A 15,666-nucleotide genomic window follows, 5' to 3' on the forward strand; every position below is an offset into this window, starting at 1 on the left:
TCCCTAGTAGTGGATCGAGCCCGGGGTGGGCGGGGTCGTGTCGTGACCGGGGTCGGTCGGTGATGGCGCTGGTGGCGGGGGAAGCCCGACCGTGGACGAGGTTCCCTCCGCCCAGGTGATGTGAGCATGCGTGGCTGTGAGGTCCACCGCGGGCGGCTGGAGCTGTGGCGCAGCCGCGAGGTTGGTCAATGACAGTGCCAGGGCGTACCAGCCCGTCGCAGCGGGGGCCGTCAGGACGCCGACGGCGGCGTGCGCGCCCAGCGGCGAGGCGCCGTCGCGGTGGTGGAGGCGGCTCGTCTGCCATCCGGTCACACCCAGAAGGTGCGCGGACCTCGCCGTCGTGGACAGTTCCACCGTGGTGCCGCTGACGTGGGCATGGACTCCGGCGTCGTCCGCGAGCGCCCAGCCACCCGCCTCCAGGGTCAGCGCCTCCGGTACGAGGGCATCGGCGTGCACGAGTCGCACCTCCCAGGGCCCGTGCAGCACGGACACCGTGGTGATCGTGCCGGCGAGCTCGGCCTCGCCCACCCAGCCGCTGCCGTGGTTCATCTGCTCGGCATCCGGGGTGAGCCAGTGCGCGGTGGCGCGCGAGGCGGCGATCGCGACTCCGTCGCCCGCCTGCACGGTGAGGGTCTGCATGCCGCTGCGATGGCTACGCCGTCCCTCGGCATCGACCAGAACCACGGACTGATCGGTCGGCGCGTGCCAGGCCGTGGGATCAAGCAGGGGGGCCGTGGCGCTGGAGTAGCCCAGGCGCGCGTACAGAGGGGAATCCCCGGCCTCACTGCCCGCGACGTCGTGGTCGGTGCCGTGATTGGCCACCCGGACGATCCCGTCCGAGGAGGGCACACTGACCGCCCATCCGGGCGCGGAGATCACCAGGGTGGAGTCCTCCTCGGCACTGGGCAGCGGGTGCTCCGGAGCGGTCCACACCGGGTGATCACTCGGCAGCGCCACCCCGAGCAGCCCCTTGCTGGCCCAGTACGCGGAGCCGGTGCCGGAGTACCGCTGGGCGAGCGGCCGCCAGGGCCGGAGCCAGCCCAGGTCGAGCAAACCGCGCTCGTTCGGCACACCGCGGCGGACGAAGTGATCGACGCTCGCCAGGCCTGCCGCCCGGAGCTGCCCGAGCGGCACGGAGGGCACCTGAGCCAGCCCGCCCACCCAGTACGGTGCCGCGGTGGCGAAACGATAGACGAGGCTGCGTCCCTGGATGAGCGGGCCGCCATCGGCCCCCACCAGATGCACGGCATCCCGGAGGTAGCGGTCGAGCCGGTCGCGGTCCGTGGCGGCGCGGGGCGCGGCCAGATCGCCGGCCGACCCCATCCGGGACCACAGGGTGGGGTAGACGTGCATGGCCCAGCCGGCGTAGTGGTCGTAAGCGCGCTCATCGCCGTCGCGGTACCACCCATCGCGCTCGTAGAACTCGTCGTGTCGCTCCAGATCGGAGCGGATGTCCTCCAGCTGATACGGCCCGCCGACCGAACGCAGGAAGGTCTGGACCACGACCCGGAACCACAGCCAGTTGTTGCGCGGGTAGGTCTCATCGCCGACGACCTCGGCGAGGTAGCCCACCACATGCTCCTGTTCGAGCGGGGAGAGCCGGTCCCAGATCCACTCGCGGGTCAGGTCCAGCACCAGCGCGAGCGAGGCCGCCTCGACCTTCGCCTGCGGGTGCTCGGATGGCCGCACCCAGCGCTCGGTGGACCTCGGGTCGGCACCGGCGATGAGGCCCCGGGCATACCACTCGGCATAGCCGTGCGGATCCTCGCCGGGGTCTCCGGCCAAGCGGAAGCCGGCCAAGAGAAAGGTGCGGGCATAGCCCTCGAGGGCATCGACGTCGGCGCCGTATCCGCCGGGCGTTCCGGGCAGGGCGATGCGCGCGTGGTGCGCTGAGGCGTAGGGCCGGACCGCCGTGAGCAGGGCATCGGCGAGCGCCACCAGATCGGTGCGCGAGGTGATGGCCGAGGGGCTCATGCGCTCACCTCACTGGCCTTGGGGGTGAGTGCGCCGGGCAGGACCGCACCTTCGGCGAAGGCCACGACGGCGTCGACGGCGAAGTCGGCGAGGCGGTGGGTCTCCTTGCCGAGCGAGCCGGCCAAGTGCGGGGTGACGGTGACATTGGGCAGCCCGAGGAGCGGATGGCCGGCAGGCAGGGGCTCAGGGTCGGTCACATCCAGGATCGCGTCGAGACGCCCGGAGCGGCACTCGCGGGTGAGGGCCTCGTGATCGATCAGGCCGCCACGAGCGGTGTTGATCACCGTGGCGCCGTCCGGCAGGGAAGCCAGCTCGGCGGCGCCGATCATGCCGGTGGTCGCCGGCAGGAGCGGGGCGTGCAGGGAGAGCACGTCCGAGTGGGCCAGAACGTCCTCCAGTGGAAGCAAGCGCGCTCCGGCCGCCTCGACCTCGGCCGGGTCGGCGACGGGGTCGGCCACGAGGATCGCTTCGGTCTCGAGCACGGACAGCAGATCGATCACTCGCCGCCCGATGCGGGAGAAGCCGACGATTCCGATGGTGCGGCCGAGGTTGGAGAGCGCGTGGGAGCTGATCGAGGTCTCCCAGCTCGCCGGTGACTGACGCCCGAGCTCAGCCAGGGGCAGAGCGCGCTTGCCGGCGAAGATGACGGCGGCCAGAGTGAACTCTGCGACCGGGATCGCATTCAGGTCCGCTGCGGTGGTGACCTGCACTCCGCGGTGGTGGATGCTGGCCGGCACGAGGTGGCGCACGCTGCCCGCTGCGTGCACGATCGCACGCAGCTGCGGGGCGGCATCGAGCACGTCGTCGGTGATCGGCGGGCAGCCCCAGGAGGTCAGGAGCACCTCGGTCTGAGCGAGGGCAGCACCGGCCTCGGCGAAGCTGGAGACCACCAACGGGCTGGGCAGGTCCGCGGCGCTGGCGAGACGATCGAGGTGCGCCCGGCCGAACTGGAGCTCGAAGGTTGCTGGAGCCATGACAAGCAGGGCGCGTGGCTGCCTCATCACAGCATCTCCTTCGAAGCTGACGGGTTATGATCGCTTTTCGATCATCCGAACGGATCTGACTGAGCGTAAGTGTCCATCTCTGTCGGGTCAATGGTCGTACCGGTCACAATATGCTCGATTGCCCGATCGTGATCGCTTCGTGATCTACCCCCAGGCGGCATCCCCGGAAGGAACCTCGCATGGATTCAACCTCACCGTCCGGCGGAGACCAGTGGGAGCCCGTGCCCGGAACCCGCCAGGCCGCCGTCCTCGAGACCGTCCGGCAACGGACGATGGTACGGCTCTCCGAGCTCGCCGCGGAGTTCGGCGTCCAGCCAGTCACCATCCGCCGTGATGTCACCGCGTTGGCCAATGCTGGGCTGGTGCGGCGGGTCCACGGCGGAGTGACGGCCGCAGCCCGCTCGGCCACCCAGGAAGCCGCATCCGGCCTCGGGGGCCACGTCCGCATCGGTGCGCTGGTGCCCTCACTGGAGTTCTACTGGCCCGACGTCATGCGCGGCGCCGAGGAAGAGGCCCACCGGTTGGGACTGCGCATGGTGCTGCGCGGATCGGTGTACCACGCCACCGACGAGCGCGACGACATCAAGCAACTGATCGCCTCCGACGTTTCCGGGCTCCTGCTCGCCCCCACGGTTGTGGGCGCCGGTGGCGAGCTCATCCGCGAGTGGCTTGCCGAGGCGCCAGTGCCGGTCGTGCTCATGGAGCGCACGGCGAATGTGGGGCCGATGCGCCGTTCCGTGGAGTCGGTGGTCACCGACCACGCCCGGGGCGCAGCCATGGCGGTGCACTACCTGGCGAGCCTCGGCCACCGCCGGATCGGTGTGGCCCTGAACGCGCAATCACCCCACGTGGAGCAGATTCGTACCGGCTGGGAGTCGGCCTGCGCCGAGCTCGAGCTGGATATGGGGGTCACCGATGTGGCCATCCCGGAGCGCCGCGAGGAAGGCTACGACCACACCATGGCCTCGATCGTCGAGATGGCTCAGGAGACGGGGACCACCGGCCTGATCGTGCACTCCGATGCCGAGGCCGTCCGGGTGGTCCAGAGCGCGCAAGAGCGCGGCCTGACCATTCCGGGCGACCTGTCGGTGATCTCCTACGACGACCAGGTGGCCACGCTTGCCACCCCCTCCCTCTCCGCCGTACGGCCTCCGCGCCGCACCATCGGGCGGGCGGCCACCAGCCTGCTGGCCGCCCGGCTCGCCGACTCGGGCAGGGCACCGCATCGGGTGCAGGTCAGCCCTCAGTTGACGGTGCGCGAGTCCAGCGGCCCGCCCCCTGCTGCGTGAGTGGGGTGACCACTCCCTGGCACCTGTCGCTCTTTGATCGAACCTGATCGATTCAAGGCGCCCTCGCGCCGACCGGGAGGTGCTAGGAGGTCAGTGTGCTCCGGGCCGGATCCGCAGCGTGAGCGAGCCCTGGCGGACGTGCTCGCGATCGACCGCCAGCGTCAGGCGAGTCAGCCGCTCCCCCCAGGCCGCCCTCTGATAGTCGTCCTCGAGCACACGCTCCTCGAGAGTGCCGGTAGCCACGCGCGGATCCCAGGCGAGGTGGATCGTGCCGGACTCTGTGGTCACCGACACCGAACCCTCTTCGCGGTGCTCTGCCTCGCCCGCGAGAATCCAGTGAAGCCGGTGCGGTGACTGTACGGCGTGCGGCCCGCCAGTCCAGGAGTCCCGGACCTCGATGAGCCCACCCGTGCGACTGAGCACGGCGCGGCGCCGCCATCGGGTGGCTGCCGCGCGGGGGTAGGCCCTGGAAAGCTCGGCATCGAAGGTCACCTCGGGGCCATCGAGCTCGACGCCGACCTCGCTGCGGTACTCCGCGCCGGGCTCTTGGACGTAGCCGCAGATCTCGGGCACGTTATGCCAGTCGCTGCGGATGTTCCACAGCTCGTAGCGCTGCGGCCCGAAGGTCTCGGCCGTGTACGTCGCCCGGCCGGGGTCGACCAGCACCGGCCGGCCGCGCAGCGCCACGCAGATCGAGCCGACGTCGTTGTGGTTGTGGTTCTCGCCATTGTGCCCGCCCTTGGCGGCCAGGCTCAGCTCACCGCGCTGGTCATGAGCGATCAGGACCTGCGTGGACGCCAGGTAGTGGGACCGCGGCGCGACCGGCGGCTCGGCCGGGCCCTGGGACCAGAGCTGATCCGTCAGCCCCAGCAGTAACCGGCCGAGCCCTTCCTGCTCGCTGACGATCGGCCCCTGCTGTGGGCGACGAGAGAGCGCAAAGCGCCCGGAGCGCTCATCGCCCACCTCACGCGCCCATCGGGACAACAGGTGCCAGGGCAGCTGCTCCCCCAGCCGCGGCCGGCAGTCCGAGAAGCTGAAACACCCGTCACCACCGAGGTACAGGGCGTAGGGAAATCCCACGGTCGCGCGCAGCGACGGGATCTGGCGGGCTTCGAGGCGCCCGCCGGTGGCCGAGGAGAGCACGGCCAGACCCTCGAAGACCCGGCAGGCCCCGTTCCACCAGTAGTCGAAGCCCTCGTCGATGGCGCCATCGGCCGGAATGGCGTCGACGAAGCGATCGAGTCCGGTGATCGCGGTGGCGAGCACGCGAGCGCGGAGCTCGTCATCCTTGATGAGCGCCGCAGCGGCCGTGAGCACGTTCTGGTGGATCCACGGGTTCCAGTTGTGCACGGGGCCGTCCAGGCCCAGCCAGTGCCAGTCCCGTCGTTGCAGGAAAGGTGTGATCACCCGGTGATGGACCTCGACGCGCAGGCGCGACCGCAGGCCGGGCACGTGCTCATCGAGCTGGGAGCCGAGTAGGTGATCGACCCAGGCGAGCTGGGCCGCCACCTCACCGGCGCCGAGATCGAGGTAGGGGTCGTCCACCACGGGCAGCACGTAACCGCGCCGGGCGTAGGCGTCATCGTGAGCAGGCCAGCACCAGGACGACTGCTCACACAGGGTGAGGACGCCGTCGGCGACCTCATCGATCCACTCCGGATCCAGAGTGACGGCGGCAGCGATGCTCGCACGGGAGAGCCGGTGCTGCCGGGCGGCGATCCGGCTCTCGTGCTGGATGCGGTCACCGTCCCGGACGTACCGGCTGTAACCCCGTGCCGGTACCGAGGGCCAGTCCTGGCCCCGGTCCTCCCGGGCGCGCTCCAGCAGATCGGCGACGGTCGCGCGGTGCATCCGGCCACCGTCGATGGCCCACACCGTGCGGTCCTCCGCCGTCGGTACCGGCAAGGCGTGCCGGGGCGGGCCCAAGACCTCGCGTAGCACCTCTGCGGATACCGCTGCTCCCCACGCCTGCTGAAGTGGGCCGGCCTCCGGCTCGTGGTCCATGCTCATCTCCGTTGTCGTCCGCCAGGCGGAGGCTACCTGCCGAAGGAACGTCGCTCGCGGATCTGCTGCCACAGGTAGTCGGGGATGTGGCGATAGAACTCGACGAGCGTGGCCAGGCCACCGTCGATGGCAGCGAGGTTCTGGCGGCCCCGGCGCCAGATGAGCAGCCGATTGCCCTGGATGAGGAAGCTCAGGCCACGGAGGTCGGGCCGCATGAGTCGCTCCATCATGCGGGGGTGGATCACGTCGTAGGCGATGCGTTCGTCGTCGGAGGCCACCCGCCAGGCACGGTTGAACTCATCGTCCTCGAACTCGATGCCGCGACCGAAGAACCGGCGGAAGGCGTTGTCCGGGCTGAGCTCGAGCGAGGGGAGCGCTTCTGGCAGTCCGAGTTCGAGCACGTGGAAGTGGTAGGTGGTGGAACTACGGCTCTTCCCCGAGCCAGAGCTCACGGTGTACTGGTAGTTCCAGGATGCGGCCGGCACGTTGTGGAAGGTGCCCTCCAGGATGAGAGAGGCCCGGCGCGAGCTGCCCGTGTTGAAGACCCCGGCCCGCAAGCCCTGATGCATGGAGCTGGAGCGCTCGGTGAAGCGCCATTGGCGTGCGGCTGCCCATGCCTGCGCCTCCTTCCGCCGTTTTTGGTGGGCGAGGATGCTCCACACGATGGCGCCGACCACCACCGCGATGATGACTATGAAGAAGAAGCCCGCTTCCATCGATCTGCTCCTGACCTGCGTGCCGCCGCTGCCGCCGCGCCGCAGCGCCGGCGCCCCTGCTGCGCCGGTCGACGCAGCCGGTCTCCGACTCTAGCGATCGCGCCAGCCCGGCAGGAGCCGTTCCAGCGCCTCCGGCAGATCGATCGAGTCACCATCACGACCCCCGGCGCCCAGCACCAGCGGTGGCCTGCTCGGCTCGGGGCGCACCCCGCGCACCCGGTCGAGCAACCCCAGGGGCGCGGTGAGCACGTAGAAGTCCCCTGCGGTACTGACTCCTGCACTGCGATCCTGGCGCAGATACCAGCCGCGTAGCGCCGTACGGACGGTTCCACCGCCCCCATAGCCCTTGACCCGCAACTCCTCGGCGTCGAGGCCATGCTGCGCGGCCGCCTCAGCAAAGGCGCGAAGAAGCTGCTCGGCCTGCGCATGCTCGGCGTTCTGGCGCGCCTGAAGCCGTTCGGCGTGCACCCGTGCCGCCTCGGTGCGCTGCTCGGCCCAGTCCTGACTCACCCTGGCAGTTTCCCATGAGTGCGCGCAGGCCCTCCCGGCAGCGGCCGGGAGGGCCTGCGAGTGGCGCCAGCGCTCAGTCGAGTTCGCTGGCGAGCTCCTGGTCGTAGAGATCCTCGAACTGGGCCTCGACCCGTTCCATCTCGCCACGCACGTCCACATCGGAGGTCAGGATCTGCTGGAGGGTCTGGGCGAGTTCCAGGTCACCGCCGGGCAGGAAGAGCCGGGCGAAGTCCTGCACGCGGGTGCGCTCGAGCTGGTCCACCGCCGTCTCGAACAGGGGGTTGTCCGCGTAGACCTCGCTCATGTCCGCGTCCTGGTGGGAGGGCACGTAGCCGGTGGCCGCCGAGAAGGTGGCCTGCGATTCCGCGGAGGTCATGTGGCCGGCGAACATCGCCGCAGCGAGCTGCACATCGGGCGAGGAGGCCGAGGCGATCATCAGGCCCGCCCCTCCGGTGGGCACGACGTTCTCGTCGCCGCCGGCGCCCGTGGGCAGGAAGGCGGTGCCGACCTCGAAGTCGGCGGCCTCGAGGATGCCGCCGAGCGAGCCGGTGGACTGGATGGTCTGACCGGCCACACCCGAGGCGAAGTCATCCTGCTGGGCGGTGGCGGCCACGTTGGCCCACTCACCGACTCCGGACTGGGCGAACTCCAGCGCCTCGACGGTCGCGTCGGAGGTGAGGATGGAGAAGTCCCACTCATCGGACCATCCACCGCCCTCACCCCACACCAGGTTGGCCAGAGCCCACGCCGGGTACTGGTCCTGCGGCGGGAAGGCGAAGCCGGACTGGGCGAGGCCGGCGTCGACGATCTGCTGGGAGATCTCGGCCACCTCTTCCCAGGTCTCCGGTGGGCTGTCGATGCCGAGTTCCTCGTAGAACTCCACGTTGTAGTAGAACAGCGGGGTGGAGCGGGCGTAGGGCACGCCGTAGTGGTAGCCCTCGTACAGGTAGTCCTCGTACAGCGCCTCCACGTAGCCGCTCACGTCGACCTCTGCCGCCTCCAGGACGTCGTCGGCCGGGACCAGCATGTCGTTGAGGTACGGCAGGAACCACGTGGCGTCGGACAGCACGATGACGTCAGCGCCCGAGCCACCACCGGTGAGGAACCACTGCTGGGTCTCCTCGTAGTTCGCACCCGAGGTCACCACCTCGACCTCGATGCCGGTCTCCTCGGTGAACTGCTCGATCAGTTCGGCCTCCACATCAGCCGACCCACCGGGGTGGTTCGTGGCGAAGACGATGGAGTCGGCCGGCTCCACCTCGGACCAGTCGATGCCGTCGCTGCCGGCGTCGCCGCCGTCAGCGACATCGCCGGTGGCGTTGCCGCCGTCCTCGGATCCATTCCCTCCGGAGGTGTCCGGCCCGCCGCAGGCGGCGAGGAGCAGGGCTCCTGTGACGACGGCGGCAACGGCGGCGGTGCGCCGGCTTCTGGTGATGCGCATGGGTGTTCCTTTCACTTGACAGCGCCCTGGGTCAGGCCCGCGACGATGTATCGCTGCAATGCGGCGAAGATGATGAGCATGGGGACGATGACGAGCACGGCGCCGGCCATGAGGATTCCGTAGCTCGAAGTGGTGTCCTCGATGGAGCGCAGCAGGTTCAGCCCCACCGGGAGAGTCATGGTGTCGACCCGATCCGTGATGATCAGCGGCCACAGGAAGGAGTTCCACTCGTTCACGATGGTCACCAGTGCCACGGTGGCGATCGCGGGCGTGGAGACCGGCACGGCGATCTGCCACAGCTTGCGCAGGTGGCCGGCGCCATCGAGCTCGGCGGCCTCGAAGAGTTCGATGGGGAGCGCCTTGAAGTGCTGGCGCATCAAGAAGGTGCCGAAGGCGGTGCCGAGCCCCGGCAGGATGATTCCCCAGAGCGTATTGACACCGCCGAGGGCACTGATGGTCATGTAGTTCGGCAGCATCGAGACCTCGGCCGGAACCATCAGGGCCACGAGGATCCCGAGGAAGATGATGTTTTTCCCGCGCACGTTGATGAAGACCAGGGCGTAGGCCGTGGTCACCGCCAGCAGGACCTTCACGAACCCGCCCACCGCGGTCACGATCACCGAGTTCCGCAACAGTCGTAGCAACGGCACCCGGTCGGCCACGGTCTCGTAGTTGGCCGCGGTGGGGTCCTGCGGCAGCAGGCTGGGACTGAGCGTGACGATCTCGTTGAGCGGCTTGAAGCTCGAGGAGAGCATCCACACCAGGGGCAGCACGATCACGAGCAGGGCCACCAGGATCGGCAGATAGCCGGCCAGCATGGTGTCGGCGAGGTTCCGGGGCTGGAAGGCTTTGCGCCATTCGGCTCGGGCCGGGGGGATCGGGCGGCCCGAGGACGTGAGAGAGGCCGGAGCATTCGTGCCGCTGCCCGGGCGGGGCGCGGTGGTGGGCTCGTGGCTCATCAGTAGTGCACCCGCCTCTCCACGTAGCGCAGCTGAATGGCGGTGATGACGAACAGCGTGAAGAACAGGACGACGGCGATGGCGGCGGAGTATCCGGCCCGCTGGTACTGCCCGAAGGACTGCAGATAGATCTCGAAGATGATCGTGTTCGTGCCGTGCCCGGTGGGCGTCATGATGCGCAGGATGTCGAAGGCCTGGGTCATCGAGAAGATGATGTTCGTGACGAACAGAAAGAAGACCGTGGGCGTCAGCAGCGGCAAGGTGATGGAGAAGAAGCGGCGCACGGCTCCGGCTCGATCGATCATGGCGGCCTCGATGAGATCGCGCGGGATCGACTGCAGGCCGGCGAGGAAGACGACGGCGCAGTAGCCGAGGTTCTTCCAGACGTACACGATGATGACCATCACCAGGTTCCAGTCGGCATCGAGTTTCCAGGCTGGGGAGTCGATGCCGAAGACGGCGAGGATGTGCATCAGGGCGCCGCGGTTGGGATCGAAGATGAAGTCCCACACCAGTGCCACGCCCACCCCGGAGAGCACATAGGGCGAGAACACCGCGGTGCGCGCGAAGGTGCGCCCCGGGATCTTCTTGTTGAGCACCAGCGCAATGAGCAGGCCGAGGATCATCGACCCGACCACGGCGCCGGCGGTGAAGATGCCGGTGATCCGCCAGACCTCCAGCCCGGAGGGTGAGGTGAAGAAGCGGATGTAGTTGTCGAGACCGATCGGCGTGGCGCGCGGTGAGCCGAGGCGCCAGTTCAGGAGTGAGAACTCCATGTTCCGGATCAGCGGGTAGTAGATGAAGGTCAGGATCAGGGCGATGTTGGGCCCGGCGAAGAGCAGGAAGAGTGACCAGTTCTTCGCGCTGCGTTTGCGAGCGGCGCGTCTGCGGTGCGCATCGCGCTCGGTGGACGAGGGCGGAGCGGGCCGGGGAGCAGCGTCGTGGCTGGCGGCCGCGGTCTGAGGCGTGATGACGGCGGCCGATGAACGCGTATCTCCCACTCGCGTTCCTCCTCCCGCATCCTGATGGCACAGCCGTGTTCCTGACGACGCTTCACTGTGCACCGCGAAAGGACGCGGAAGGTTGCCATCCATTGACCATCGGGTGAATCTCGGGTCAAGAAAGCTACCCGTTCCGGTCAAGTGGGGGTGCAGCTACGGCTGGTGCGCCGAGCTGGTGGCAGGCAGGCGAGCCTGCCGCAGTCAGAACCCGACGACGGCTCCTGGATCGAGACGAGCCCGAACGCGATCTCCGGGGTTGAGCGTGCCAGGGGCGTGGGCTGAGGCGATGGCTGTGGCCAGCTGGCCGCCGGGTAGCGCAAGATCCACCTCCAGCCGGCCGCGCACGAAGCGCGTGGCGAGCACCTCCAACTCGATGCCGGAGTCCGGGGAGACCTGGAGCGCTCCGGGGGCCAGAGCGAAGGTTGAGTCCCGACGATCCAAGTTGACGCTGTCGAGCGCCCCGGAACCGGCGAGCGCCCGCATCGTCTCGGCGTCCACGAAGGGGCCATAGCCGAGGAACTCGGCGATCTCCCCCGATTGCGGGGACTGCCACAGCTCGGCCGGTGTGCCGGCTTGAGCGAGGCGACCGTCGATCAGTACCGCGACCCGGTCGGCCACGGTGAAGGCCTCATCATGATCATGGGTGACGTAGACGGCAGTGATCCCGGTGGCGCGCAGGATGCGGTGGAGTTCACCGGTGAGGCGCTCACGGAGTCCGCGGTCCAGGGCCGAGAGCGGCTCATCCAGCAGCAAGAGCCGCGGCGAGGGTGCGAGCGCTCGGGCCAGGGCCACTCGCTGGGCCTGCCCGCCGGAGAGTTTGGTGACCGGTCGGTCGCCGTAACCGTCGAGGCCGACGAGTTCGAGCAGTTCCGCCACCCGCGCGCGACGCTGCTCGCGGACGAGGTCACTCAGCCCATAGGCGAGGTTGCCGGCCACACTGCGATGCGGGAAGAGCTGACCGTCCTGGAAGAGCAGTCCGAAGCCGCGCCGGTGGACCGGCACCTCGCTCACCGGCTCGCCGTCCCAGAGCAGCTGCCCGCCGGCGAGTGGTTCCAGGCCCGCGATGGCGCGCAGCAGCGAGGACTTCCCCGAGCCCGAGGGGCCGAGCAGCGCCACCACTTCTCCCCCGGCGACGTCGAGGTCCACGCCGTCGACGGCGGTGAAGTCGTCGTAGCGCACCACGGCCTGACGCACGGCCAGGCCGCCGTGCGCAGGCGGGCTGTGGCGCACCGCCGAGCTCGGGGCAGCTGCCTGCTGGTCCTTCACCATCCGGTGGCCTCCTTGGTGCGCAGTCTTTCAGCCAGGCCGATCGCGGTAGCGGTCAGTGCCGCGAGAATCACCGCGGCCGCCATGGCCATGCCGTAGTTCTCAGCTCCGGGACGTCCCAGCAACCGGTAGATGACCACCGGCAAGGTGAGGTGGTCTGGGCGGGAGAGGAATGAGGTTGCCCCGAACTCGCCGAGCGAGACTGCGAAGGCGAAGCCGACGGCGAGGCCCCAGCCGCGCACCAGGAAGGGGCCGTCGACCGTGGCCAGCACCCGCCCGGGTGAAGCGCCCAGCGTGGCGGCGACCTCCCGCAAACGCGGGTCAATGGCCCGCAACACCGGGAGCAGGGTGCGCACCACCAGCGGGGTGGCCACTACGGCCTGGGCGATGGGCACCAGGATCGGTGAGGAGCGCAGGTCCAGCGGCGGGTGGTTCAGGCTGATCAGGATGCCGAAGCCCACGGTCACTGCTGAGACGCCCAGCGGCAGCATGAAGGCGGCGTCGAGCAGGCCGAGGGATCTTCGCCCGAGCAACCCGCGCGGGCGGCGTGAGAGCAGCACGGCCACCAATGTGCCGACGACGACGGCAATCAGTGTGGCGTCTACGGCGGTCCGCAGGGAGTTCCCGGCCGCCTCCATCACCGAGACGTTCAGAGCACGGGTCGAACCCGGGTCAGCGAGGTTGCGATAGTTCTGCAGCCCCCAGCTGCCGTCGGGCTCCTGGAAGGACCGCCCCACCAGGGTGAGGATCGGGGTCGCGATCAGGCCGATCACGGTGCCGGCGGTGACCACGGCCGGGACGAGGTCCGGGCCGAGGCGGGGCAGCCGCCTGCGGCCGGTGCCAGATGCCGGGCCGCGGTCACGGTTGAGTAGCCGCAGCGGTGCCGCTGCTTCGGTGCGCAGGCTGAGTGCGCGCTCCTGGCGTTTCCGGCTCGCCGCAGCGACCGCCAGCGCCAGGGCGACGACCACGACCTGCACCACCGAGAGCACGGCGGCCGCGCGCAGATCGAGGAACTGCACGGTCTGGAGGTAGATCTCGGATTCGATGGTGCCGTAGCGGATCCCGCCGAGCGTGATCACGATCCCGAAGGCTGTGGCACAGAACAGGAAGACCACGGAGGCGGCCGAGGCGATCGCCGGCCCCAGCGCCGGGAGCGTGACCGTGAAGAAGGCCCGCGCCGGTGAGGCACCCAGGGCGCGGGCCGCCTGCTCGGTGCGGGGGTCGAGCCGCGCCCAGAGCCCGCCGACCGTGCGCACCACCACCGTGTAGTTGAAGAACATCAGGGCGAGCACGATGGCCGCCATGGTCCGGTCGAGTCCGAGGAAGCCGAGCGGACCGCCCTCACCGAGCAAGGCGCGGAAAGCCGCGCCGACCACCACGGAGGGCAGCACGAAGGGCACCGAGACCAGGCCGCGCACGAAGCGCTGCCCGCGGAAACGGCACCGGTAGAGAACATAGGCACCGGGCAGCCCCAGTGCCAGCGCGCCGACGGTGCCGAGGAAGGCCTGGGCAAGGGTCTGGCGGATGACGCGCCAGGTGCGTGACCGGGAGAAGACGTCGGCGAAACCGCCGAGGTCCACTCCCCCGGTCACGCCGTCGGGGAAGAAGCCCCGGCCCACCAGGGAGAGCACCGGATAGGCGAAGAACACCGCGAGGAAGGTCAGCGGCACAGCGGCCGCCACCCCCCAGAGTGCCCACGTGCCGATCCGGCGCCCCCGCGCCTGGTGAGGCAGCGTCACCCGATCACGATCTCCATCCACGAGTCGATCCAGTTCTCGCGGTTCTCTTCGATTTCCGCGTAGTCCACCTCGTGGGGCGCGGGTGCGATCTCGGCGTGCTCGGCCCACTCCGCCGGCAGCTCGGCTTCCTCAGCGACCGGGAACACGAACATGGTCTCCGGGATGGCTTCCTGGGCTTCGATGGTGAGCAGGAAGTCGATGAAGGCCTGCGCCCCCTCCGGGTTTTCCGCCCCGGTGATGACGCCGGCGTACTCCACCTGACGGAAGCAGGTCTCCAGCATCGCGGCGGTGGTGGGCTCGCCGTCGTCGTCGAGGATGTAGGGCGGGGAGGAGGCATAGGACAGCACCACGGGGTAGTCACCGCCGTGGGCGGTGAACTCCTCGTAGTAGGCCTGCGACCAGCCATCGGCCACCAGCAGGCCATTGGCGGTCAGGTCCTCCCAGTAGCCTTCCCAGCCGTCGGTGCCGAAGTGCCCGACGGTGGCGAGCAGCATGGCCAGGCCAGGGGTGGAGGAGGCGGCGTTGGTGACGACGGTCAGGTTCTCGTAGTCCGGCTCGACGAGGTCGTCGAAGGTGGTGGGAACGGCGAGCTCGGACTCCTCGAACCACGCCAGGTCCACGTTCAAGCAGACGTCACCGAAGTCGATAGGGGTGAGCTCCTCGGCAATGACGAGGTCCTCGGCGCCCGCGGGGAGGTTCGGTGAGGTGTACGGCTCGAAGACCCCGGCCTCGAGCGCGCGCCCGGCGAAGGCATTGTCGATGCCGAAGGCCACGTCCCCGAGCGGGGAGTCGGCGGTGAGGATGAGCTGGGCGCCGACCTCGGCGTCAGCCTCATGGATCTGCACCGTGTAGCCGGTCTCCTCCTCGAAGGCTTCGAGGAGTTCGGGGTGGCCTTCGAAGAGTGAGAAGGAGCTGTGGGAGACCACGCGCACGACGTCGTTCGCCGCGCCGTCGGCGGCGCCGTCGTTCGCGTCCTCGTCAGCGTCTTCCTCGGCGGCTTCGGGGGTGGTGGCGTCTTCGTCGGGCGATTCCTCATCGGAGCCACCCAGGGTGCAGCCGACGAGCGCGAGCGTGGCGCCCACGGCAATGGCCAGGCGCCCCAGAGGTCGGGCGGAGTGGTGCGGTGGGCGCGTGATGCTGGTGTTCATGGTGTCCTCCCAGACGTGCAGGAGGGCCCACGCGGGCGCGGTTGCGCTCGCGTGGGGAGAGAATTCCCGACTTCCTTCGCCGGTCCTAACCGGATCAGGTTCGAGGGTCTGCGGTGGTACCGCACTCTCAGCGCTCTGGTTGGCCACTCCGTGCGTGGCCAGGCGCTCCCCTGTCGTTCACGGGCAGTGTAGCCACTCAATCCACCGGGAGAACGACGGCGTCACTCTCCAGCCCGCCGTCCCCGGCCTCATCGGCGTCCGGATCCTCCCAGACTTCGATCAGTTCGAAGGTGTGCTCCCCAAGCGTCGCCCGCCCGCCGACGGTGAGGTCGGCGCTCTCCACGGAGCCGCTGACCTGGAACTCGAGCATGATCGAGTCGTCCCAGATGTTCGAGGCCACCAGACGGCCCTCGGCATAGGGGGTAGGTGTGTTGGCTCGGAGGCGGATGGCGCCGTCGGGCATGTCGCCGGCCTCCTCGGGACCATTCTCGGCAGTCTCGGCCGGCTCCCGGCTCGGCGTAGACGGCTCCGGGTCCGCGCTCTCGGTGCAACCGGATGCGAGCACCAGGCTCACAGCAGCGACAAGGCACAATCTCGGCAGTGTGCGCATGACGG

The 15,666-nt window shown here is 69.3% G+C and carries 13 protein-coding genes and 1 riboswitch; of the genes, 1 reads left to right on the forward strand and 12 read right to left on the reverse strand.

The window, feature by feature from the left end; all coding sequences use genetic code 11:
- Positions 1–3 precede the first annotated feature (3 nt).
- Positions 4–1,974, reverse strand: a complete 1,971-nt coding sequence (locus tag EDD31_RS04960; RefSeq protein ID WP_123303176.1) for a DUF2264 domain-containing protein — start codon at positions 1,972–1,974, stop codon at positions 4–6.
- Positions 1,971–2,975: a hydroxyacid dehydrogenase gene (locus tag EDD31_RS04965; protein ID WP_123303177.1), complete on the reverse strand. Its 1,005-nt coding sequence runs from the start codon at positions 2,973–2,975 to the stop codon at positions 1,971–1,973. The genes EDD31_RS04960 and EDD31_RS04965 overlap by 4 nt, the downstream gene beginning before the upstream one ends.
- Positions 2,976–3,157: 182 nt before the next feature.
- On the opposite strand from EDD31_RS04965, the gene EDD31_RS04970 reads away from it, so the two are divergent.
- Positions 3,158–4,267, forward strand: coding sequence for a LacI family DNA-binding transcriptional regulator (locus tag EDD31_RS04970; protein ID WP_123303178.1), 1,110 nt, complete (start codon positions 3,158–3,160; stop codon positions 4,265–4,267).
- 90 nt (positions 4,268–4,357) lie between these two features.
- On the opposite strand, the gene EDD31_RS04975 is transcribed toward EDD31_RS04970, so the two are convergent.
- The 10 genes from EDD31_RS04975 to EDD31_RS05020 form a co-directional block, all read right to left on the reverse strand.
- Entirely contained in the window at positions 4,358–6,271 is a 1,914-nt protein-coding gene (locus EDD31_RS04975; protein ID WP_170163191.1) for a heparinase II/III domain-containing protein, read from the reverse strand.
- A 32-nt stretch (positions 6,272–6,303) separates the two neighbouring features.
- Entirely contained in the window at positions 6,304–6,987 is a 684-nt protein-coding gene (locus EDD31_RS04980) for a DUF3137 domain-containing protein (protein WP_123303180.1), read from the reverse strand.
- 90 nt (positions 6,988–7,077) lie between these two features.
- Positions 7,078–7,497: a hypothetical protein gene (locus EDD31_RS04985; protein WP_123303181.1), complete on the reverse strand. Its 420-nt coding sequence runs from the start codon at positions 7,495–7,497 to the stop codon at positions 7,078–7,080.
- Between the two features lie 73 nt (positions 7,498–7,570).
- Positions 7,571–8,938, reverse strand: coding sequence for an ABC transporter substrate-binding protein (locus EDD31_RS04990; RefSeq protein ID WP_123303182.1), 1,368 nt, complete (start codon positions 8,936–8,938; stop codon positions 7,571–7,573).
- 11 nt (positions 8,939–8,949) lie between these two features.
- A complete protein-coding gene (locus tag EDD31_RS04995) occupies positions 8,950–9,897 on the reverse strand; it encodes a carbohydrate ABC transporter permease (protein ID WP_123303183.1) in 948 nt (315 codons plus the stop codon).
- Entirely contained in the window at positions 9,897–10,898 is a 1,002-nt protein-coding gene (locus EDD31_RS05000) for a carbohydrate ABC transporter permease (RefSeq protein WP_245990922.1), read from the reverse strand. The genes EDD31_RS04995 and EDD31_RS05000 overlap by 1 nt, the downstream gene beginning before the upstream one ends.
- Before the next feature lie 201 nt (positions 10,899–11,099).
- The gene (locus EDD31_RS05005) at positions 11,100–12,167 is read right to left on the reverse strand and encodes an ABC transporter ATP-binding protein (RefSeq protein ID WP_123303185.1); all 1,068 of its coding nucleotides are present in this window, start codon (positions 12,165–12,167) and stop codon (positions 11,100–11,102) included.
- Positions 12,161–13,903 (reverse strand): ABC transporter permease, encoded by a 1,743-nt coding sequence (locus tag EDD31_RS05010; RefSeq protein WP_245990925.1) that lies wholly within the window; start codon positions 13,901–13,903, stop codon positions 12,161–12,163. Before EDD31_RS05010 ends, EDD31_RS05005 begins: the two co-directional genes overlap by 7 nt.
- Complete coding sequence (locus tag EDD31_RS05015) at positions 13,900–15,051, reverse strand: thiamine ABC transporter substrate-binding protein (RefSeq protein WP_123305152.1); 1,152 nt, start codon at positions 15,049–15,051, stop codon at positions 13,900–13,902. Before EDD31_RS05015 ends, EDD31_RS05010 begins: the two co-directional genes overlap by 4 nt.
- 54 nt (positions 15,052–15,105) lie before the next feature.
- Positions 15,106–15,233, reverse strand: a riboswitch (TPP riboswitch).
- Between the two features lie 14 nt (positions 15,234–15,247).
- Entirely contained in the window at positions 15,248–15,661 is a 414-nt protein-coding gene (locus EDD31_RS05020; protein WP_148058863.1) for a hypothetical protein, read from the reverse strand.
- Positions 15,662–15,666 lie beyond the last annotated feature (5 nt).

Source organism: Bogoriella caseilytica (genome assembly GCF_003752405.1).
In the GTDB taxonomy this organism is placed as follows: Bacteria; Actinomycetota; Actinomycetes; order Actinomycetales; family Actinomycetaceae; genus Allobogoriella; species Allobogoriella caseilytica.

Coding starts and splice junctions, on each gene's coding strand:
- EDD31_RS04960 (WP_123303176.1), bottom strand. CDS start 1,974: ATGAGCCCCTCGGCCATCACCTCGCGCACCGATCTGGTGGCGCTCGCC.
- EDD31_RS04965 (WP_123303177.1), bottom strand. CDS start 2,975: ATGAGGCAGCCACGCGCCCTGCTTGTCATGGCTCCAGCAACCTTCGAG.
- EDD31_RS04970 (WP_123303178.1), top strand. CDS start 3,158: ATGGATTCAACCTCACCGTCCGGCGGAGACCAGTGGGAGCCCGTGCCC.
- EDD31_RS04975 (WP_170163191.1), bottom strand. CDS start 6,271: ATGGACCACGAGCCGGAGGCCGGCCCACTTCAGCAGGCGTGGGGAGCA.
- EDD31_RS04980 (WP_123303180.1), bottom strand. CDS start 6,987: ATGGAAGCGGGCTTCTTCTTCATAGTCATCATCGCGGTGGTGGTCGGC.
- EDD31_RS04990 (WP_123303182.1), bottom strand. CDS start 8,938: ATGCGCATCACCAGAAGCCGGCGCACCGCCGCCGTTGCCGCCGTCGTC.
- EDD31_RS04995 (WP_123303183.1), bottom strand. CDS start 9,897: ATGAGCCACGAGCCCACCACCGCGCCCCGCCCGGGCAGCGGCACGAAT.
- EDD31_RS05005 (WP_123303185.1), bottom strand. CDS start 12,167: ATGGTGAAGGACCAGCAGGCAGCTGCCCCGAGCTCGGCGGTGCGCCAC.
- EDD31_RS05015 (WP_123305152.1), bottom strand. CDS start 15,051: ATGAACACCAGCATCACGCGCCCACCGCACCACTCCGCCCGACCTCTG.
- EDD31_RS05020 (WP_148058863.1), bottom strand. CDS start 15,661: ATGCGCACACTGCCGAGATTGTGCCTTGTCGCTGCTGTGAGCCTGGTG.